The organism is Myroides guanonis (assembly GCF_900114085.1).
GTDB classification, from domain to species: Bacteria; Bacteroidota; Bacteroidia; order Flavobacteriales; family Flavobacteriaceae; genus Flavobacterium; species Flavobacterium guanonis.
In genome coordinates this window covers 70,389-91,673 of the sequence record NZ_FORU01000004.1, presented here as the reverse complement: position 1 = coordinate 91,673, position 21,285 = coordinate 70,389, and the positions used below count along the sequence as shown (strand labels likewise).

Sequence of the window (21,285 nt, the reverse complement as noted above, 5' to 3'; positions counted from 1 at the left end):
TTAATAACGAAGCAAAATTAAAACAACAAGATTCCATCCCCACAAAACAATGCGTAGCAAAAACAGGACAAATCACATATATACTACAAATAAAAATACAGTATACTAACAAACGAAAAAAGCAGGTTGCTCAAAATAGAACAACCCGCTTTTGTAACTAAATTCTTATTTATCTAATTTCGATTGTCGAACAACGAAAATCGATTTTTCGCTTAAAGCCGCCCACCTGATGGCCTCATCGCTATTTTAGTCTATTAGACTAAAACTTTACGCTCGGCCCTGCTCCTTTGCTCCTTATATTCTTACTCCAGCACGCCTGCTGGCTCCGTCGCTATTTTAGTCTACTAGACTAAAACTTTACGCTCGGCCCTGCTCCTTTGCCTCTTTGCCCTTCTCCTTTGCCTCTTTGCCCTTCTCCTTTGCCCCTTTGCCCCTTTGCTCCTTTGCCTCTCTGCTCCTTTGCTCCTTTGCTCCTTTTCCCATTTACAAATTAACGAATAACCAAATTCACAAATAAACTCCTTTACCCATTTACAAATCAACGAATAACCGTATTTACGAAAGAACAATTAAGTCCTTTTCTAATTAATATCCAAAATTCTGATTAAAATGTGTATCAATATCTAAAATAGTCTGAGGAATAGGAAACACCCTTCTAAAAGGATCCGATTGAGGTTTAGCAGATCTCGCAAGTGGTAAATCAAACTTACCAAAACGAACCATTTGAGGTCTACGCTTACTCTCCCAATACATCTCATACCCCAACTCCTTAAACAAAACCTCTTTATCTAAACCACTAATTGCTTTTCCAGCAACAGACCCAGAAAAAGAATCATGAGTACGGCTAGTTCTAACCATATTGATATCCTGAAGCGCTAGACCAGAATCTCCTTTTCGGAAATAAGCCTCAGCACGAAGCATATAAATACCACCCAAACGATAGATAGGAATATCCACAGCAGACGAACCATTATCTCCATTCGAAGCATCAAACTCAAACTTAAAACAACGAGCCCCTCCATTAATTTGATCCTGCTTGAAAATAGCCTGAGTAGGATCATCAAAATTCATTTCAGGAGTAAAATTCATTGGAGTAGTAGTACTCTTTTCCATCACCAAAGGATGAACCTTTATACGACCATCAGCAGTCATATCAAACACACCAGAAGATAAAAGAACCGGACCATGTTGTTGACCAAACTGAATCCCTCTATTAAAATGGAACCACGGTTGAGAAGTACCAGGAGCTATAGAACTCGCAGGAACAGAAACATCCGTACCATCGTTTTTAAACCAAGTTCCATCTTCATACTGATATTTTCTTTGAAACCTTGGGTCGTCAAAATTGTTTTCCCAACTGCTAAAAAATTCTGGACGAATCGCACTCGCATTAGTACCCCTGTTCTTAGCAGTCACCCTTTGATTTCGCTCCATAGTATTATAAGCCAAGTCATTGCTAGACCCTTTAATATCAGAAACATGTTGCACAACCGCAAAAATCAACTCTTGAGAAGAACTATTATCAATAGCGAAATTGTGGAAATAATTAGATTCTAATTGAAAACGACCATCGTCAATCAACTTAGAAGCATAAAAAATCACCTTATCCATATTAGAACCAGAACCATCCATAGCAACCTCAGTAAAATTAAAACTAGAAGAAGCATTATAACGATCCTTATAAACCGCTCTGTTCATATACAACTCAGCCAATAAACCATAAGCAGCTTGTTTAGTAAAGCGTCCCGCATGAGTCTGTTGACTACCTAAATCAGGCAATTGAGGTAAAAGTCCCTCCACATCAACAATCAACTGGTCAATATGTTTTTCAGCCAACAACACCTGCATAGGAGCAGTCATGTCATTAATATCCTTATACGGAGCCTGTCCATACAAATCGAACATCTGAGCAATATAAAAATACAACAATCCCTTAGATTCAGCCAAATACTGCTCTTTCACTGAAATATCACTCTTACCAATAGTTTCAATAGCCGTATAAGCCCTTGTAATCCCATTAGTCAAATCATTGAAATTACCAGAAACAATACTGTTATCAGGCCCCCAAGTAAACTCAGCAATACCTCTCCAACGCCCAGCATCACCCCAGTCACTACCACGAGTTGGAAGAATTGCCACATCACTACTAATCTCTTGAAGAGCAAATAATCCCCCCGTACCAGTAAAAAGATTGCTTCCTAATCTTGAATAAGCCGAAGCAAGAGCCGAAGCCGGATCAGCTTCAGAAGAACCCAAATTCTCATCTAAAACCGATTCTTCCAAATCAGTACAAGAAACCGCTAATAAAGAAGCCCCAATAGTAACTAAACTACCTATGCGAAATAAAATGTTTTTCTTCATAATTAAAATTTTGCCGATAAGCCGAATAAAAATGTTTTTGATGTAGGGTAAGAAGTGTAATCAACACCAATAGATTGATTCCCTGCAGTTGCTTTGTTCGAATTAATCAAAGGATCATAACCCGAATAATTAGTTAAAGTCAATAAATTCTGTCCACTCACATACAAGTTCAAATTATCAATCCAACTAATATTGTCAGTAGGAACCGTATAACCCAATCTCACAGAATTTAAACGTAAGAAATCCGATTTCTCAATATACAAAGTAGAAAACTGAGGAGGATTACTAATGTTCGCTCCAGAATCAACATACTGAGAAGCTACGTTTCTATCAGAAGCAAGATTGTTAATATTCAAAGCATTCAACATCGTATTGTTTGCCAAATACCCACCAGTCTGTCCGATAATAGAAAAAGAAAAATCCCAATTTCTATACTTCATAAAAGAATTAACCCCGAAAGTAAAATTAGGAATCCCTCCCTCTATAATAACACGGTCATCCATACTAACAATACCATCTCCATTAACGTCTCTAAACAAGTCCTCTCCATCTTCTCCATATCCAATATGTTCTAAAGCATAGAAACTACCTAAAGCATAGCCACTCTTGTAAATATTAGCATTAACATCAGACTGACCAGGACCAGAAATCTTACCAGATAAGATTTGAGAAACAGGGAGATTCTCCATTTTATTGTTCAAAAGAGTACCATTCACATCTAGATTCCAAGTAAAATCGTCTGTTCTAACAATATTAGACCCCAACATAAACTCAAATCCCTTGTTAACAATTTCACCATCAATATTAACCCATATATTAGTAGTAGGACTAAGAGGTTTAGACGGAATATTAAGAATTGCATCCTTAGTAGTCTTATTAAAATAATCTAAACTACCATACAACTTATCATTCCACAAACTAAAATCAACCCCAAAGTTCAGCTGAGAAACAACCTCCCATTTCAAATCAGGATTAGGAGTTCTTGTAATAGTAACACCAGGAATCAATTCACCATCACTGTTCAAGTAATACCCATCACCGTAAGACTGAGAATAACTAGCCTGAGTAATCTTGTTTTGAACCTCTTGATTTCCAGTTTCACCCCAACTAGCACGAAATTTCAAAGCGCTAATCATTTTAGAATCCATTAGAAAGTTTTCCTTATCCAAGTTCCAACCCAAAGCAAAAGAAGGAAAATAACCATACTTATTATTAGCACCAAAACGAGTAGACCCATCTGCACGAACAGAAGCAGTAACCAAATACTTACCATCAAACGTATAATTCAAACGACCGAAATAAGACTGCAATTCATTCTCTTGAGCAAACCCAGAAGAACCATTATATTTTCCCTTATACCCAATATTGTTCATTGGAGGAACACCATCATTTTTATCCGCAATATCAGTATAGCTAATCGTACTACCAGAATTATAAAAATACTGATAAGAAAAACCTCCCAACACATCAAATTGATGCTTATCCAAATCCAAATTATACGTCAAGTAATGCTCCAAAAGAGATGATTTACTCTCCAAGTTTGATTGAAAATACTGTCCCCTCGGTGACCTATCCGTAACATTGGGATACATCGTAGTATTACGCTCAGAATTACTAACATCATACCCAAAGTTGAACTTATAATGCAAACTAGGCAAGATTTTATAGCCCACCTCCAAATTCGCTAAAGCGCGTACAGTACGAGTTTCATCCTCATAAATACTCAACAAATAAGCAGGATTATAATGCGCATTCATATTAAAGTTGGTATAATCCCCTTTCTCATCAAACACACTCCAAGTAGGGTTTGCCATCAAAGTATGAATCATCAACTGACCATCAGACCCCCCATCATCAGAAGTAGGAACACCATTCTCCTTAATCTCACTAGCCGTAACATTAGCCTTAATCGTTAAACGATCTTCAAAGAAACTTTCCGTTCCATTAAAACGAGCACTATTTCTATTAAAATCACTTTGTTTGATAATCCCCTCTTGATTCAAGTTGGAAAGAGAAGCAAAGTAATTACCCGTTTTAGTTTTAGAAGCAAAAGACAAACTATTATTCCTAGTAACAGCTGTTCTCAAAATCTCATCTTGCCAATCTGTGTTTCCACCATGATCAAAAGCAGGCTCTTTAAGTCTTTTTCTATATTCATCAGCAGATAAAACATCCAGTTTTTTAATCACATTAGAAAAACCCAAAGAACTCTCAAAATTCAAAGTAGGTTTCTCAGAAGTTCCCTTCTTAGTAGTAATCAAAACAACACCATTCGAACCACGAGCACCATAAATCGCAGCAGCGGAAGCATCTTTTAATACCGTGATAGATTCTATATCGCTACTGTTTAAAAAGTTCAATGGATTCTTAGCACCAGAACTCCCCATTCCAATATTTCCCCCTTCAGGAGAAACATTCTCATTAGACAAAGGCATACCATCAACCACAAACAGAGGAGTAGAACCACTTCTAATAGAACCAATACCACGAATAGAAACATCTACTCCAGCACCCGGTTCCCCACTAGATTGAACCACACGAACCCCAGAAACCTTTCCCTGTAACAATTGATCAGGAGAAATATTAACCCCATCCTTAAAACTAGCCGATTCCAACTGAGTAATAGCACCCGTTAAATCCCTTTTATGCTTATTACCATATCCAATAGTAACAACAACCTCATCTAGAAGCTCATCATCGCTCTTTAAGACAATTTGCAAACGTTTACCCTTAACAGCAGCCTCATATTTGTGATATCCAAGAAATTCAACTTGAATAATCTCACCATCCTTAGCCTGAATACTAAAATTTCCAGAAGAATCACTCTGTGTGTGACGCTGAGTTCCCTTTACAACAACAGTAGCATAAGGAATTGGCATTCCTGACTCATCTAAAATGCTACCACTAATAATTCCATCTTGAGTCTCAAGAAATGTAGAATTAGATTGATGAACCAACAACGGGTTCGAAAGCACTTCAGGGCTATACATTAAGATTGCGGACAACCCAACATAACGCCACTTAAAAAAGTGTTTTAATAAATGAAAATTGGTGTGTTTGTTTTTCATGTTTACGTTTAAAATAGTGTTGCAAAATAACGCCCCTAGAGTTACCCCAACATTACCTACACTTTATATATAAATGAAGAAAAGTCTCTATTTAGAATTGAAATCACACAAGATGTAATAACCATTAAACACATCATTAACACTCAATTTACCTAGCGAATCTATTTTTGTCTCAAACTAAATACAATATGAAAACAACATGGATTGTCCTAATGACACTAGGAAGCTTTAGCCTAACGGCACAAAATGTCCCATTATCAAAAATTCAAGTAATAGGATCACACAACAGTTATAAAAAAGTAATGGATGAAAAATTATACCAGCACTTATTAAAAAAAGACCCAAGCGTTAGTACACTGTACTATGACCATCCAAGCATAGAAACACAATTAAACTTAGGATTGCGAAACCTAGAAATAGACATATGGAAAGATACCAAAGGAGGGAAATACGCCATCCCATCAGGAGCAAAAATCGCAAACAAAACCTATGAATGGCAAAATGAGATGCAAACTCCAGGATTCAAAATATTTCACATGCCAGATGTAGATTATGAAACACACCAACCAAACTTCGAAAAACAACTACGTGAATTAAAAAAATGGTCAGAACAAAACCCTACCCATGAAACAGTATTCATAACATTGGAACTAAAAGATGAAAAAGAAGACAAGGAGACATCTTTCACCTATCAAGATATTGAAGCAATCAACCAGCAAATTCAAGATAATTTAGGAGCAGAACACCTCATCACACCAAAAGAACTAAAAAGACAGAACGACCAAATCATCTGGCCAAGCATAGACCAATCAAGAGGCAAATTTGTTTGGATAATAGACAACACAGACTATAGAAGAGAACTCTTTGACAAAATAGAACTAGAACAAAGCAACATTTTTCTAAACGTAGCTATAGACCATCCAAAAGCAGGATGTATGATACTAAATAATCCATATGATGAAACTATACCACAACTAGCAGAAAAAGGAATTATCATTCGTACAAGAGCAGACGACAGCACAAAACAAGCAAGAAACAATGATTACAGCACCTTTGAACAAGCAAAAAAATCAAAAGCACAAATTATAACAACAGATTACTATATTCCAAGTGAACTATTCCCATCCACATACAAAGTAATCTTTGATGACAACACCTACGTTCGCGTACAAGAATAAACAAAAAGGTCATCCTGTGTAGGATGACCTTTTTTCATTAAAATAAAATTCCCTTTTTCAAATAATTTCAACTAGTCATTGCGAACCTGACCCGCTATTTTAACCCTTTTGTTTCTTAGTACCTTTGCTCCTCTCAATATTTACGAATAAACTCCTTTGCCTCTTTGCTCCTTAGCTCCTTACTCCAGCACACCTGCTGGCTCCGTCGCTATTTTAGTCTACTAGACTAAAACTTACGCTCGGCCCTGCTCCTTAGCCCCTTTGCCTCTTTGCTCCTCTTCCAATTAACGAATTCACATCCCAATCCTAACATCAACAGTAGGAATACTAGCATCAATTAAAAACTGAATAGCGGTAACCAACCTATCCAAATCACTTAGTTCATTACTAAACATCCCATTCAATCTATTCCATTCCTTATACAAAGCCAAGCGTTCCTTATCAATTTCAGCCATCCCTAAATCATTCCCATTTCGAATCAAATACAAATCAAACAAAACAGACTTAAAATCCAATTCCTTTAAAGAAGACTGATGTTGTAGACCAAACATATTCCATTTTTTTGAAGAAAAATTAAAAGCCAGAGCCTCTACCTTAAACCTATCCCACTTCACATCTTTAAAATCCTCATTAAAAAACCTGTTTTCAGTCAAAAAATGTAAATGACTCTTGGTCAACGAAAAATAATCCTTTGAAGACAAGACCTTTTCAAAACGATCAGGGTTCTCGTAAAACTTAAAAAAAACATCAAACTCTTTCACTTCCTTAACCAAATGAGTAGAAACAGACAAAGCATTTTCCTCAACTGTAACTACCTTATAAGCAGGAGGAAAAGCAGCCAAAGAAGGAACCTGTATATTCCAAAGCTCTCGATTACCACCTCTCAAAACCCCATGCTGATTGATATGCATATGTCCCCCGAAATGAATCTGGAGTCCTGTGTCCAAAAACTCCCTCTGAATCTCCATGCTAGGAACACGATTCAACTGAAAATTAGATTTTCCCAGAAGCTCCTTAAGAACCTCACTTTGGCCATTATTAAAATCCAAAATTGGATAATGACCAAAAGCAATCAACTTTTTACCCCGAAGCTTAGCCTCCTTAACCACCATAGAAATCCATTCAAACAAATATTCTCGCTTATCCAATTGATGATACCCATCACTCACATTCTTAAAGCGATTATCACCTGTTTTTTCATACATATTACCATCAATCCCCAATAACCAAACCCCTTCAATCGGCTCAACCACATACGTAAAATCAGGATACTTCACATCTCCAATCTCATACTTTCGTTCATCAAGAGAAAAAGCAGACGCATCAAAAACATATGAATCGCAATCAAAATCAGAAAAAGGAGTACTATAAAACAGATCCGAAGCAACAGGCAATAAACCAAAATCCTTCATAAACTCAAAAGTACCCTCATAACCCAATTCACGCATACCCTCATAAACCAGATCACCATCACGTTTCAACAAGTCAGAGTCCGAAAAAACCCCAACCTTATCACCCTTAACATCAAGGAAGTCGGGTTTACCACTTTCTCTATCCACCCTATTAACAGCTTCATGATTACCATTAGTAACCAAAAAACGCATACCATATTTTTCAGAAAAACCCTTCAACAAATCGGAAACAAGCTTAAGATTAACCCACTGACCATCATCCGTATAATCACCATTCAAAACCACCACGCGAACCCCCTTATCAGCCAGTTCATTCAAAACAGTTTTAAAAGCAAAAAAATTCTCATTAAACAAACGCGTAGATCCCATCTGACTCTCCAAAGTTCGAATAAAACGAAAATCACCACTGTCCAAATCACGAAACTCATCCAACTCAAAACCATCGTGAAGAGTAGGACAAACCGCATGAACATGAGCATCCGCAATAAAAGCAATCTGACTTCCTTTAGGAGATTGAGCCCAAACAAGAGACCCTATAAACAAGAACAAAAAAGAAAAAACTCTCATATAAAAACACACCCTTACTTAGCAAGAAAAACACGCAATTCACAAGGCATATCCGTATTGATAAAATCAACCCCTAAACCAATCAAAGAAGACCAAGCATCAGGAGTATCGGGAGTAGCCCAAAAACGAATCGGTTTACCAATACTGTGAACACCATCAATAATCCCTTTCAGCACACGCAAATCACTGTCGGGAATCTGTCCAACACCATTCCAAGAAGAAAACCTTTGAAAGTTATAACTAACCATAGCAATACGTTCAATAGCATTTGAATCCGTTGGAAGTTCAAGCAATTGATAATCATCCAGAACATAAGAAGGCATACCCAAGAACAAAGCAGCATTCGGTTTATTACCAGAAATAACAAAACGAATATCATTCTCTAAGATAACCCCCTCATACCTTTTTAAAATAGGTAAAAGCAATCCCATAGAAATATCTGCATCCCCTTTCAAATCAATCAAAAACTGAAGCCCCTTCACATCCCCCAACCCTAACTCAACAACCTCATTCAAAGGATTAAGATACAAACGTTCAATAGTACGAAGAGGATTAGCATCCTCAATATCATGAGCTACGAAAAGTCTATTATTATGTAAAACCAGATCAATCTCAATAGACCTCATGCCCTGCGCATATGCATTCCAAAAAGGAACAACCTGAACATAATCATTATGAGAATGAAGTTTAAAAGAAGAAGACTGAGACCAACCCAGCATACAAAAAGAAGAAGCAACCACAAGAAACAACCAATTCATAAGAATACTATTTAAAAAATTATCCATTTAAAAGTGCCAAAAGTAATCGCTAAAAAGCTTTAAAAAACTAGAATATCAAGACTTAATAAATAGATAACCATCAGATAATATTTCAAGAATAAATACAACCACTTCCTCATAAACACGTAACGTTTGATGGCACATTTTCGCATTTTTACCACTTTGCCTCTTTGCAAATTCACGAATAACCGCATTCACAAATCAACGAATTAGCTTCTTTACAAATTCACGAATAACCTCATTCACAAATTTAACCACCCCGCCTGCTGGCTCCATCACTATTTTAGTCTACTAGACTAAAACTTAACGTTCGACCCTGCTCCTTTGCCCCTTTGCCCCCTTGCTTCTTCGCTCCTTTTACAAATTCACGAATAACCGCATTCACAAATTTAACCACCCCGCCTGCTGGCTCCATCACTATTTTAGTCTACTAGACTAAAACTTAACGTTCGACCCTGCTCCTTAGCCCCTTAGCCTCTTTGCTCCTTAGCCCCTTAGCTTCTTCGCCTCTTCGCTTCTTCGCTTCTTTACAAATTAATAAAACACTTAATTAATCAAAATTTATCGTAAAAAATAGTTACAGAAAAATAAATTATTATATTTACCTCAACCAAAATAAATAAAAACTATAATTAAAAAACATTTTTAACTATTTACAATTATTATGAGAAAAACCATTTTATTACTCTCAAGTGTTTTCATCTTCATTTCATGTGAAAATGAAATAGCAAACGAAAGTGAACAAAAAGCAGAGTTCACAGTAGACAACCAAATCCCCTACAGCTCACCATTCCAGATAGGAAATTGCTGTTCTCCAACAAACTATGAATTCATTAATGAATCAGACTTACACCTAACCATGTTCCCTCATGTAGGACTAGCAAGATTTGATGGTAACGCAAATGATGGACATCACTTTGGACAACCAATATTCAATTCGGGAAACTTCCCAAATATCATGAAAGGAGGATCTGAATTTCTAAACATAATAAATTGCTATCCAGTTACTATAGACCCTAATAACTCTATAACCGTTAACTCAGTCATGCAGCTTCCAACCACAGCCACACCACCTACACCTAAAATCATCCAATTTGTAAACAACTTAGGAGTTACCACTGACGAGAAAAACCTATTAACTGACTACGGAAAAATCTACTCATTTCAAGCAATCATAGCAGACCCGAACTCGGGATATACTATGATATTAGATGAAATAATGAAATTTCCATTTCTACCAAGCGGAGTTACAGACCCCTCATTACTATCAAATGACTGGGCACCCGTTCCAGCAACAAAACCCAGCTCTCAAGACTTATGGTATAATTTAAATACAAAAGAAATTTGCATAGGAAACGACAACACCAATTATCCAGCTGGAGGAGCAGGTCTAAATGGTATGCCATCAGTAATTGATTTCGATTATAATGGTTCTCAATACACAATAGAAGCAACCATTTCTACATCAGGATACAAAATCTTACTACGCAATAATTAATATGACATAAAATTAGCAATCAATAAAAAATAAGGTGTTTCTAAACTTGAAACACCTTATTTTTATTACTTCTATACTCCTTTGCTCCTTTACAAATTCACGAATATCCGCATTCACAAATCAGCTCTTTCCCCTTGTCTCGGTCTCCTGTCCCCCCTTTTTCTTCTTTACGCATTTTCAAATTCACGAATAACCGCATTCACAAATCAACGAATTAGCTTCTTTACAAATCAGCTCTGTATTCAAATCACTCGCAAAAAACATTTCATACATTCGTTCTTATACACACCTATTTTTATTCATACCTTTAACATTGAGAACTGGCAAAACACCTTTAGAGAAATAAAATCTAACATACCTATCATGAGTGTAACACAATAAAAATTAAAAAGACAAAACGAATATTAAAAAGCTTTAAATCAAAAGCTTCAACTTTTTATATTTAATTTTTATGAACCAAGACAGCATACAATTAACACTTATAAATAAGCTAAAAATAAAGGCGCAAAATGATGAAAACATCTCCGCCGTTTTAATGTATGGATCATTCACAAAAGGAGAAGGAGATCAATACTCTGACATTGAATTCTACATTTATTTAAAAAACATTAAACTATTTTCAGCTAAAAATTGGGTAAATGATATTCAACCAGTAGCATTGTACTTTAAAAATGAATACGGAAGCGACGTAGCCATTTTCGAGAATATGATAAGAGGAGAATTTCACTTTGAATCTATAGAAAAAATAGAAGTCATAAAGACTTGGGATGGGTTCTTAAAATTCAGTGAATTTAAAGAAATGAATTTAGTAGACAAAGAAGGAAAATTAAGCAATATACTCAATCGAATAAAAGTCAAATCACCTGACAGAACTACGAGTGAAAATATCTTATGGCTAAGCGAATCTTTGTTAAATGTATTATTAACCACAAATAATCTAATAAAGCGCCAAGAATATGCACATGCACATCATAGTTTAAATAATACCCATAAATATTTACTTTGGTTAATCAGAATAGTGACAAATGAAACAAATCATTGGGAAAGCCCTACCAAAAGACTCGAAAAAGACATTGAAAGTAAATGGTATAAAGAATTTCAACTTGTTACATCAAACTTAGAAACAGAAAATCTAAATAATGCCGTTAGAAACGCATTAAACCTAACAAAGAAACTCTTTGAAGAACTAAAAGTACCACTAAAACTCCACCAAATATTAACCAGAATTAAGTAAAAAATTTACTCTAAACTCACAATAACACATTGGTGATAATCAGTTTCCACAATAGGAAATCGATTATCACTATTTTGAAACACCTTCTTTTTTATTACTTCTATACTCCTTTACGAATTCACGTTAATAATATATTACCCATCCCACCTGCTGGTTCCGTCGCTATTTTAGTCTACCAGACTATAACTAAACGATTGACCCAGCCTCTTTGCCTCTTTCCTCCTTCGCCTCTTTGCTCCTTTACCTCTTTGCTCCTTTGCCTCTTTGCTCCTTTGCCTCTTTCCTCCTTTGCCTCTTTGCTCCTTCGCCTCTTTCCTCCTTCGCCTCTTTGCTCCTTTGCCTCTTTGCTCCTTTGCTCCTTTGCCTCTCTCCTCCTTACTCCAGCACGCCTGCTGGCTCCGTTGCTATTTTAGTCTACTAGACTAAAACTTTACGCTCGACCCTGCTCCTTCGCCTCTTTGCTCCTTCGCTTCTTCACAAATAAACCAAAAACCAACAACAATAGGCAATCAGCCTAGCTAAGTACATTTAATTTTATACTTTTGCGGTTCTAATTAAAATTTTACACTCATGAAAGAGCTAATAGAAAAAATCAACACAGAATTTGAAGCATTTAAAACTGATTCAGACATGCAAGTAGAATCAAATAACAAAGCAGCAGGTGCAAGAGCAAGAAAAGCATCATTAGCTTTGGACAAACTTTTAAAAGAATTCCGTAAGGCATCTTTAGAAGCTTCTAAAAACTAACAAATAAAAAAGGCTGTTTCATTTCTGAAACAGCCTTTTTTAAATCAATATCACAAACTATTCTAATAGAACATTAGCGGTTTATTTGAACCCATCCAGTTTTAGTCTGACCAAAAGTTTCAACAACATAATAATAAGTCCCACTAGGTAAATCACCACCAGATTTAGAAGTACCCTTCCATTGGTCCGTATAAGCACCAGAAAAAGAATAAACCTCAGAACCAAAACGATTGTAAACCTTTACACTTGTTACGCCATGAGCACTCAAATCAAAACTATCATTCAAGCCATCACCATTCGGAGAAATCCCTTTTTGAATAGGACATTCCTCATAGTTAATAGTAAAACTATGCTCATCCGAACAAGCACCATTAGACGAAGTAGCAACAACGATAATCTCAGTATTATTCTGATAAATAATTGAACCAACCGGTAACTCAACCCTATTACCATTAACAACCGTAAAATACTTGTTATTAGCAGACAATGGAAGCAATTCATACAACTTGCAATTCAATACCTGATCCTCAAAATAATCCGCTGTAATACCCTCACTAACCTCGATAGTAAAAGACGTTTCCTCAAAACAACCATTACCATTATCCTGAACAACAAACATAATATAAACCCCAGCATCTAAAATATCGCCAGCATTATAACGCTTACCCTTTCCACCAGACTCAGAAAAATAACTCAGACCCTCAGCCAAAGCAGGTAGTTCATAACTCTCACAAGCAACCACATTCTTAATCTTATCGGGCACAGCACCCTTAATAGGTTTCAAGATAAAATCATATAAAATAGAACAACCAGAAACCTTATCAGTAACCACCAGATAAATCTTTTGAGACTCGCGAATCTCACTCAACACAAACTGAGAAGGATTCTTCACATCAACAGTAAGAGCATCATCCAAGAAAAAACTCAAATCATAAGCAATACTGTCACCGTTAGGAAACATATTCAAAGTAGCCTCGAACAAATCAATAGCAACATCAGAAAACGCAAAACGACAAACCTCAATATCCTTAGGTCCATTAACAACATCCGTAAGAGGAGCATAAAACTCAACAACAATACTTCCCTCAGGACCACAATTTAAGTCCTTGTAAAAAGCCTTAACCATATACGTTCCAGCCTCAGTAACCTCTAATGACACATTAGTTTCACCAGGAATTAAAACCCCGTTCTTAAACCATTCAATAACCAAATTATCAACATCCTCCACCAAGCCAGAATGAATAACCTGAGATTCACCATAGCAGATAGCATTCTCAGTATCAACCAATAAATCAGCCCCTAAGTCAATATTACCAATATCAAAACTACCCGCATTAAAGAAAACAGCAGAACTATGCTGAGGAACAGCACAAAAATCCATAACAGTCAACTTAATATGGTATCTACGACCAGGCACTACCTTCACCTTTTCAGACTGCATAGCCTTTGTCATTCCAGCAAAATCAATAGGAGCTTGAATAGGATTATCAAACATATTCCCATACGACTTCCAAAAATACTCAGCATTACTACTCTCACAAGACAACCCTAATTTTTCGCTATCACGAACCGTATTTAGAGCGATTGTTTTATCAGTACCTTTCACTTTTGCAAGATTTTGAGCTTCTCCCGTTTCACTATCAATCAACCATGCTCCAAACATCGCTCCAGCTTCACAACTATGACCACAATCCTTAGAATAACTATTAGAAGCAAAAAGATACTCAAAACTCAACTCATCATGCAAAGGAATAAAATCAAACCCTAGCTGAGTAACTCTCTTGTCCTCAGAAGGACCACCACCGGCATTCTTAATTAAATCATTAATTTCTTTATCCCCATTCCATCTAAATGTAATAGCTCCCCTATTCACTCCTATATCCCCTCTATAAGGGCCAGAAACAAAATCAATATCATTAGTCGCTAATACAATACCAGACTCAAAAGGAAACAACGAATTAGCCTGTTTAAAAGAACCAATCGCATTCACCAATTTAGTCTCAGCAGACCCATCACCAACCTGATAATAAATATTATCCACTATGTCACATTCAGAATCAATCAAAACCTTCTTAACAAGATTTTCAAGAGAATAATCATCATCCACAGAACTAACCTCTAATGGAGAATATTCAGAACCCGTAATACAAAGATTAAAATAAAAATCAGCCTTAATACTATTAGAACCTAAACGAACCGTATAGCTATTTCCAGGAATTAAATCACGGAGAATCCAATTTTGCTTATCACTTCTAAAAACGAAACAATCCTTAGCAGCACCCGTAATATTTCCACAAGTTTCACTATACAAAGCCCCATTAATCTCATAGCCAATATTATCCTGACCAGAAAAACTCATAACATCAGTAAGACTAAGCAAATGCAAAGCTGAAGTCGCAGTAAAAGAATACCATACATCCTCTTTCATAGAAAATGCACAAGTAGCAGGGACAATTCCTGTTGAAATAGTCGCTCCATTAAATGATGATGCCAATACTAAATTACAAACCTCATCCTTATTAACAGGAATAACTGTAGCATTACTACACTCATCATTACCCCCAACCAAAGTTCCAGTATGAACAGCAGTAGCCCAATCACTAAAAGAATTAACAGTTCCACAAGCCGCTCTAACATAAATTGTAAAAGCAGTCCCAGAAGGTAACCCAGACAAAGTCGTATTAGGAGTTCCAGAAACAGTAGTCTTCAAAATTGGACTAGCATTCTCATCCTCTCCGTACGGAACAACCAATATCTCCCAATCAGTCAAACCACCTAACTGTTGCCACTTCAAGTCCAACGACGTATCAGTTGGATTACTCACCTCAATCAAATAAGGCTCTAAACAACCAGAAACCTCCTTAAGCGAAATATTATCAATAGAAACAGTAGTAACCCCATTAGTTGTTAAATGCCATGCAATATTTGCAATCCCTTTAGTAGCCGTAAAGAAAACCACCTCTTCAATATAATTATCATTCTTATAAACTTTACCCTTAACAAGCTCCGTCGTAAACTTTGAAACATCAACTCCATCATAAGACAATAACACCTCAAAACTATTCTCATATTTAGAATCCGATCGGTATTGATATTTTAAAACATACTGAGAACTCTCTAATTCCAAGCCCGGAGAAATTGCCCAATCATTATTAGGTTCACCATTTCCAGCAAAATTAAGAGCCAAATCCCCCTCATAAACATGACTGTTATCAATCTTCCAAAAATTCGTTCCCCAAGAAGAAGTATCCCCGTTCTCATCAAAAACAGTCCAACAACGAGCAGATTTAGACAAACTATTAAAAGTCTCTTCGAACGGAAGAGAATAAGTCGTACAAGCGGTATAAAAAGAAACAGCTTTAGTCCAAACACTAAACGCGCCCTTTCCACAAACAGTACGAACATAAAAATCATATTTCGTGTTTGGAATAAGAGATTTACCAGAATTTTCACTAGTTACAGTAACCGTTTTTGACTTCGAAACAACACCATTAGAAGTTGGCATACCCAATCCTGCCTCCTGAATAAAAAACTCCCAACTAGACCCCCCCATATCATCAGACCACACTAAAGTGGCTTTATCCTTTTCAATATCCTTAACTTCAGGGTTTAGTGGCTCAGGACACCCCTCCACCTCTTCAATAGAAATATTATCAATATAAACAGATTGATTCCCCAGACCCTTAACATGCCAAGCTAAATTAGCAGCACCCTCCAGGTTTTTTATAAAAACAATCTCTTCCAAATAATCGTCATTTGTATAAGATTTAATCTTAACAATCTCCTTATCAAAATTTTCAGCCTTAACCCCTTTAGAAGAAGCCAAAACCTCTACATTATTTAATCCCGAATAACTACTACCTTTATAAAAATACCTTAAACGATAAATCTTATTCTTAGAAAATACAAGTGTAGGAGACACTAAATAATCATCCGTATTTACCACATTCGAATAATCATAAACAGAAAGACGCATCGCACCGCTTCCCTCATAATAATCCGAAGTAACTCGTAACCATTGATTACCACCAGTTGTACCATCCTTATTTTCATCTAAAGTAGACCAGCAATAAAAAGACTCAGAATCCCCATTAAACCCCTCCCAAAAAGGCAAACTAAAATCCTCACACAAAGTCCTAAAAGAAACAGGACCAGTCCAATCACTAAACTCACCGTTGCTACAAACAGACCTCACATAAACCTCATAAGCCGTATTACTCTGTAAAACATTTCCCTTAGTATCTTTATCAGCAACAACAGATTTAGATGTTGTTTTTATACCAGATCCAGTTGGAACCCCAGTTCCCTTAACATTCACAGCATACTCCCATTCAGAACCAAAACCATCCTTCCAATCAATATTTACAGCGTTTTTAGTAGCATTTGTTACCACTAAATCAGTAGCATCCGCACAAGCCACTTCCTCTATCTTTAAATCGTCAATAAAAATATAAGTACTGCTATTCATAGTATTAGCATGCCAAGCTAAATTCACAGAACCGCTAATACCGTTAATGATAATTTTCTCCTCAATCCAACTCTCATTATTCAATTGCTTCCTCTCCAACAACACCTCCGTAAAAGCACTGATAGCAGCACCACTCTTGGACAATAAAACACGATAATCATTCTTAAAACTAACAGAAGTCTTATACTTATAAGAAACACGGTATATTTTATTCAAATCAAACACAAATCCAGGAGAAATCAACCATGCATCGTTAGAACCAGAACCATAATAACGCATAGACTGATCACCTTCAAAACGATCGCTATTCACCTTCCAAATATCACTAATCAAAGTGCCATCACTATTCACATTCGGAGTAGACCAACAATCAATAGAAGAAGAATCCTTATTAAACCCCTCTGCAAAAGGAAGATTAAAATCGACACAAGAAGTCCTAAACTTAATAGGACCAATCCACTTACTAAACTTATTCACCCCACAAGAAGAACGAACATAAAAATCATAAGGAGTATTAGGTAATAAATTAAGAGAACTAGCTCCAGTCGTTTTTAACAATGTGATAGATTTTCCAGAAGCAACCGCACCCGATTTAGTAGGCAACACCTCATCCTCTTCCAACAAATGATATTCCCACTTAGAGTTGTAACCATCTTGCCAACTAGCAGTAGCCTTATCACTCCCTATATTAGAAATTTTCACATCCAAATCAGGAGCCTTACAACTAACCTCCTCTAAACTAATCTCATCAACATACAAACTAGTGTCACCGTTAGTAACAACATGCCAACCAATATTTACAGACCCCGTAATGTTTTCAAAATAATAAGTGGCTTTCACATAATTCCCTAACTGCACCATCTTCTTAGGATAGATAACCTCAGTAAAATCAGAAACATCAACCCCATTAGTAGAATAATAAACCTCAAACTCATTTTTGTCATAAGTATTAGTTCTATAGAAATAAGACAACTCATACAAACCACCATTCAATGAAAAAGTAGGAGAAATCAACCAATCATCATTCGGTTTACCCGAACCATAAAAATACATAGTCCCATTCCCCTCATGAGTAGAATAAGAAATAGTCTTCCAAATATTACTACCCGTAGGAGAAGAACTATCCCCATTCCCATCAACAATAGTCCAGCAATCCAATGTCATCGAACTACTATTAAAAGACTCTTTAAAAGGTAAAGAAAATGGAGAACAATTTGATTTTGGACTGATATCTTCAGTCGAAAACAACATTACATTCCTAAAACCATCCTGTATACTCTGCTTTTGATAGGCAAACACAGCCATAATGCAAAACAAGCTTATACATAAGCTCCAATATTTAATTTTATTCATTTATTGTAGATTAAAAAGAAGAAAAGTCATTAACTCACTTAAGATAGAAAGCACGATAGAATAACAAACACTCTATAATCTTCCCGAGTAAGAAAAATTCTATCTCTCTATAGATTAATTAAAAATTGATAAAAAAGAAATTGTATAAATAAGAACTACTATTAATTATGAAGTAGCAAAGGGAAAAGTACAAAGTACCGGTAACAGTAAGACATGAAATAATATGATTTAATATTTGGCTATGACAAAATTGACATTAAGTCCATAAAACTATAGAAAAAACCAAGACATACAAGCAAAATAATCAAATAAAAGAACATTTAATTGCTAATATATCACAAAACTAAATAAAAACAACAACATTCTTTCATATTGCGAGCCTAGTAAATATCAGCATTTTATTAAACAAATTAAATTTATATCACTTTTATCATAAATTAAAAACAACACACTCCCCCTATTTTATTAAAAACATACAACAATCATATTCCCGAACAAACCAACTCTACTTAATCCAAAACTCACCAAAATCTTAATCAGAGCAACATGATATTGTTGAAAAATATATTTAGATTTAGAATTCTAAACAAAAAAAACACAAACAACTATGAAATTCGATTACACAAAAGCAAGCTTTAAAGACTTTGAAAACATTCCAAACATGGATATATTTGAAAGAGCAAAAGCACATGAAGGATATCTTGACTATCTAAGAGAAAACGAGTTCATGAATTATCGACTCCTGGCAACCTCAGGGTGCGGACCAGAAATCGATATGGAAGAAAACGGCTATATCAAACAAGGGAGTTACATAAGTTTCGTTTGCAACGACTATTTAGGATTCACACAACACCCAGAAATCAAAAAAGCAGTCATAGCAAGCATTGAAAAATATGGAACAGGAGCAGGCGCTTCACCATTAATAGGAGGCTATTTTGACTACCACAGAGACTTAGAAAACAAACTATCCGACTTTTTCAAAAAACCAAGAGGATCAGCAATCGCCTATACAACAGGATATACATCAAACAGTGCTTCCCTTCTATGCCTATTAAAAAAAGAAGACATAGCAATCGTTGACATGTCAGTACATGCAAGCGTTTACGAAGGAGTTTTAGGCACGACAACCAAACGTTTTCCTCATAATGATGTCGTAGCACTTGAGCGAATATTAGCACACTCAAAAGATGCTTACAGAACCAAAATGGTAATCGTAGACGGAGTCTATTCACAAGACGGAGACATCGCACCACTAAAAGAAATAGTAGAACTAACCCATAAATACGGAGGAGTAGTCCTAGTAGACGATGCACATGGAATAGGAGTACTCGGTGAAACAGGACGAGGAGCCATGGAATATTTCGATGTGATGGATAAAGTAGACATCATAACAGGAACATTCAGTAAAACCTTTGGAAACATAGGAGGATATGTAATCGCAAACAACCCACATATCATTAGCTATTTACAATTTCAATCTAGACAATACGCGTTCTCAGCCTCCTCATCCCCAGCCATAGCAGGAGTAACAAGAGCAATAGAACTAATAGATGAAGAACCAAAATGGCAAAAAATGCTATGGGATAACATAAACTATTACAAAAGCGGACTACAACAAATAGGACTAGATGTCGGCACAAGTTCATCAGCAATTATACCAGTAAAAATAGGAGATGTAACAAAAAACAGTGAAGCAGGAAAGCTACTATTAGAAAATGGAATTTACACCAATCCTATCATGTATCCAGCAGTATCACTAAAAGATTCAAGAATTAGAATGAGTTTAATGGCCACACACACCAAAGAACAACTAGACAAAGCCCTAAACGTTTATGAATATATAAATAAGAAACTAGGAATAACAGCATCCGCGTCCTACATAAGTGAAGCAAAATTATAGACAATTGTGAAACTCTACTATTTAGCGATATAGAAACTAAAACACTCTGTATCGCTAAATACACTTATACTTAAATCAATTAAGTGTAAGAGTATCTATACTTGAAAACAGAAATAGAAAACCCTTTAAATCACTTAACAAACCAGTCCAAATACAACAAAAAGTGAAAAATAAAAACCTATATGTAATAACAGGCGGACCAGGAGTTGGAAAAACAACCCTATTAAAAGAATTAGAAAAACACGGCTACAAAACCATACCCGAAGAAGCACGTAGAATAATAAAAGAGCAAATAGAAATAAACGGAAACGGGCTACCATGGAAAAACAAAGAACTATACGGAGAACTAATGTTCAAAGCCACCCTAAAAACCTATTTTGAGACCCTTGAAAAACACCCAGAACAAACCGTATTCTTTGACAGAGGCATTTTAGATACACATTGCTATTTTGAAATGGAGAACATCCCCATCACAAAAGAAATGAAACAAATCACCGATCAAATAACGTATAACAACAAAGTATACATCCTTCCACCATGGCAGGAGATCTACGAAACAGACACCGAAAGAAAACAAACATGGGAAGAAGCACTATACACGTACAATAAAATGAAAGAAACCTATCAAAAACACGGTTATACAGTAATAGAAGTACCAAAACTCAACACACAAAACAGAGCAGAATTTATAATAAAACAACTAAATTTGAAATAACCCAA

12 protein-coding genes are annotated in these 21,285 nt (G+C 35.9%); 6 read left to right on the top strand and 6 right to left on the bottom strand.

Annotated elements, in window-relative coordinates:
- Positions 1 to 585: 585 nt before the first annotated feature.
- Both BM024_RS05075 and BM024_RS05070 read right to left on the bottom strand, forming a co-directional pair.
- Positions 586 to 2,361, bottom strand: a complete 1,776-nt coding sequence (locus BM024_RS05075) for a RagB/SusD family nutrient uptake outer membrane protein (protein WP_090678376.1) — start codon at positions 2,359 to 2,361, stop codon at positions 586 to 588.
- 2 nt (positions 2,362 to 2,363) lie between these two features.
- Positions 2,364 to 5,429: a SusC/RagA family TonB-linked outer membrane protein gene (locus tag BM024_RS05070; RefSeq protein WP_090678375.1), complete on the bottom strand. Its 3,066-nt coding sequence runs from the start codon at positions 5,427 to 5,429 to the stop codon at positions 2,364 to 2,366.
- Between the two features lie 188 nt (positions 5,430 to 5,617).
- Here BM024_RS05070 and BM024_RS05065 point away from each other — a divergent pair, with 188 nt between their 5' ends.
- The gene (locus tag BM024_RS05065; RefSeq protein ID WP_090678374.1) at positions 5,618 to 6,607 is read left to right on the top strand and encodes a Ca2+-dependent phosphoinositide-specific phospholipase C; all 990 of its coding nucleotides are present in this window, start codon (positions 5,618 to 5,620) and stop codon (positions 6,605 to 6,607) included.
- Between the two features lie 293 nt (positions 6,608 to 6,900).
- On the opposite strand, the gene BM024_RS05060 is transcribed toward BM024_RS05065, so the two are convergent.
- The 3 genes from BM024_RS05060 to BM024_RS13845 all read right to left on the bottom strand — a co-directional run bounded on the left by BM024_RS05060 (position 6,901) and on the right by BM024_RS13845 (position 9,780).
- Positions 6,901 to 8,586, bottom strand: a complete 1,686-nt coding sequence (locus BM024_RS05060; RefSeq protein ID WP_090678373.1) for a metallophosphoesterase — start codon at positions 8,584 to 8,586, stop codon at positions 6,901 to 6,903.
- A 14-nt stretch (positions 8,587 to 8,600) separates the two neighbouring features.
- On the bottom strand, positions 8,601 to 9,344 hold the full coding sequence (locus tag BM024_RS05055; RefSeq protein ID WP_090678493.1) for a PI-PLC domain-containing protein: 744 nt from the start codon (positions 9,342 to 9,344) through the stop codon (positions 8,601 to 8,603).
- Positions 9,345 to 9,648: 304 nt separating this feature from the next.
- A complete protein-coding gene (locus tag BM024_RS13845; RefSeq protein WP_262493020.1) occupies positions 9,649 to 9,780 on the bottom strand; it encodes a hypothetical protein in 132 nt (43 codons plus the stop codon).
- A 249-nt stretch (positions 9,781 to 10,029) separates the two neighbouring features.
- On the opposite strand from BM024_RS13845, the gene BM024_RS05050 reads away from it, so the two are divergent.
- From BM024_RS05050 to BM024_RS05040, 3 genes are all read left to right on the top strand, one after another.
- Positions 10,030 to 10,863 (top strand): hypothetical protein, encoded by an 834-nt coding sequence (locus BM024_RS05050; protein ID WP_090678372.1) that lies wholly within the window; start codon positions 10,030 to 10,032, stop codon positions 10,861 to 10,863.
- Positions 10,864 to 11,314: 451 nt separating this feature from the next.
- Positions 11,315 to 12,097: an aminoglycoside 6-adenylyltransferase gene (locus tag BM024_RS05045; RefSeq protein WP_090678371.1), complete on the top strand. Its 783-nt coding sequence runs from the start codon at positions 11,315 to 11,317 to the stop codon at positions 12,095 to 12,097.
- 570 nt (positions 12,098 to 12,667) lie between these two features.
- Positions 12,668 to 12,844 (top strand): histone H1, encoded by a 177-nt coding sequence (locus BM024_RS05040; RefSeq protein ID WP_090678370.1) that lies wholly within the window; start codon positions 12,668 to 12,670, stop codon positions 12,842 to 12,844.
- Positions 12,845 to 12,917: 73 nt separating this feature from the next.
- Here BM024_RS05040 and BM024_RS05035 read toward each other — a convergent pair whose 3' ends face one another.
- On the bottom strand, positions 12,918 to 18,665 hold the full coding sequence (locus BM024_RS05035) for a choice-of-anchor J domain-containing protein (RefSeq protein WP_090678369.1): 5,748 nt from the start codon (positions 18,663 to 18,665) through the stop codon (positions 12,918 to 12,920).
- A 607-nt stretch (positions 18,666 to 19,272) separates the two neighbouring features.
- On the opposite strand from BM024_RS05035, the gene BM024_RS05030 reads away from it, so the two are divergent.
- Together BM024_RS05030 and BM024_RS05025 are read left to right on the top strand one after the other, a co-directional pair.
- Entirely contained in the window at positions 19,273 to 20,565 is a 1,293-nt protein-coding gene (locus BM024_RS05030; protein ID WP_090678368.1) for an aminotransferase class I/II-fold pyridoxal phosphate-dependent enzyme, read from the top strand.
- Positions 20,566 to 20,728: 163 nt separating this feature from the next.
- Positions 20,729 to 21,280: an AAA family ATPase gene (locus BM024_RS05025; RefSeq protein ID WP_245753860.1), complete on the top strand. Its 552-nt coding sequence runs from the start codon at positions 20,729 to 20,731 to the stop codon at positions 21,278 to 21,280.
- Positions 21,281 to 21,285: the final 5 nt, after the last annotated feature.

Coding starts and splice junctions, on each gene's coding strand:
- BM024_RS05030 (WP_090678368.1), top strand. CDS start 19,273: ATGAAATTCGATTACACAAAAGCAAGCTTTAAAGACTTTGAAAACATT.
- BM024_RS05065 (WP_090678374.1), top strand. CDS start 5,618: ATGAAAACAACATGGATTGTCCTAATGACACTAGGAAGCTTTAGCCTA.
- BM024_RS13845 (WP_262493020.1), bottom strand. CDS start 9,780: ATGGAGCCAGCAGGCGGGGTGGTTAAATTTGTGAATGCGGTTATTCGT.
- BM024_RS05045 (WP_090678371.1), top strand. CDS start 11,315: ATGAACCAAGACAGCATACAATTAACACTTATAAATAAGCTAAAAATA.
- BM024_RS05050 (WP_090678372.1), top strand. CDS start 10,030: ATGAGAAAAACCATTTTATTACTCTCAAGTGTTTTCATCTTCATTTCA.
- BM024_RS05040 (WP_090678370.1), top strand. CDS start 12,668: ATGAAAGAGCTAATAGAAAAAATCAACACAGAATTTGAAGCATTTAAA.
- BM024_RS05055 (WP_090678493.1), bottom strand. CDS start 9,344: ATGAATTGGTTGTTTCTTGTGGTTGCTTCTTCTTTTTGTATGCTGGGT.
- BM024_RS05060 (WP_090678373.1), bottom strand. CDS start 8,586: ATGAGAGTTTTTTCTTTTTTGTTCTTGTTTATAGGGTCTCTTGTTTGG.
- BM024_RS05075 (WP_090678376.1), bottom strand. CDS start 2,361: ATGAAGAAAAACATTTTATTTCGCATAGGTAGTTTAGTTACTATTGGG.
- BM024_RS05070 (WP_090678375.1), bottom strand. CDS start 5,429: ATGAAAAACAAACACACCAATTTTCATTTATTAAAACACTTTTTTAAG.
- BM024_RS05035 (WP_090678369.1), bottom strand. CDS start 18,665: ATGAATAAAATTAAATATTGGAGCTTATGTATAAGCTTGTTTTGCATT.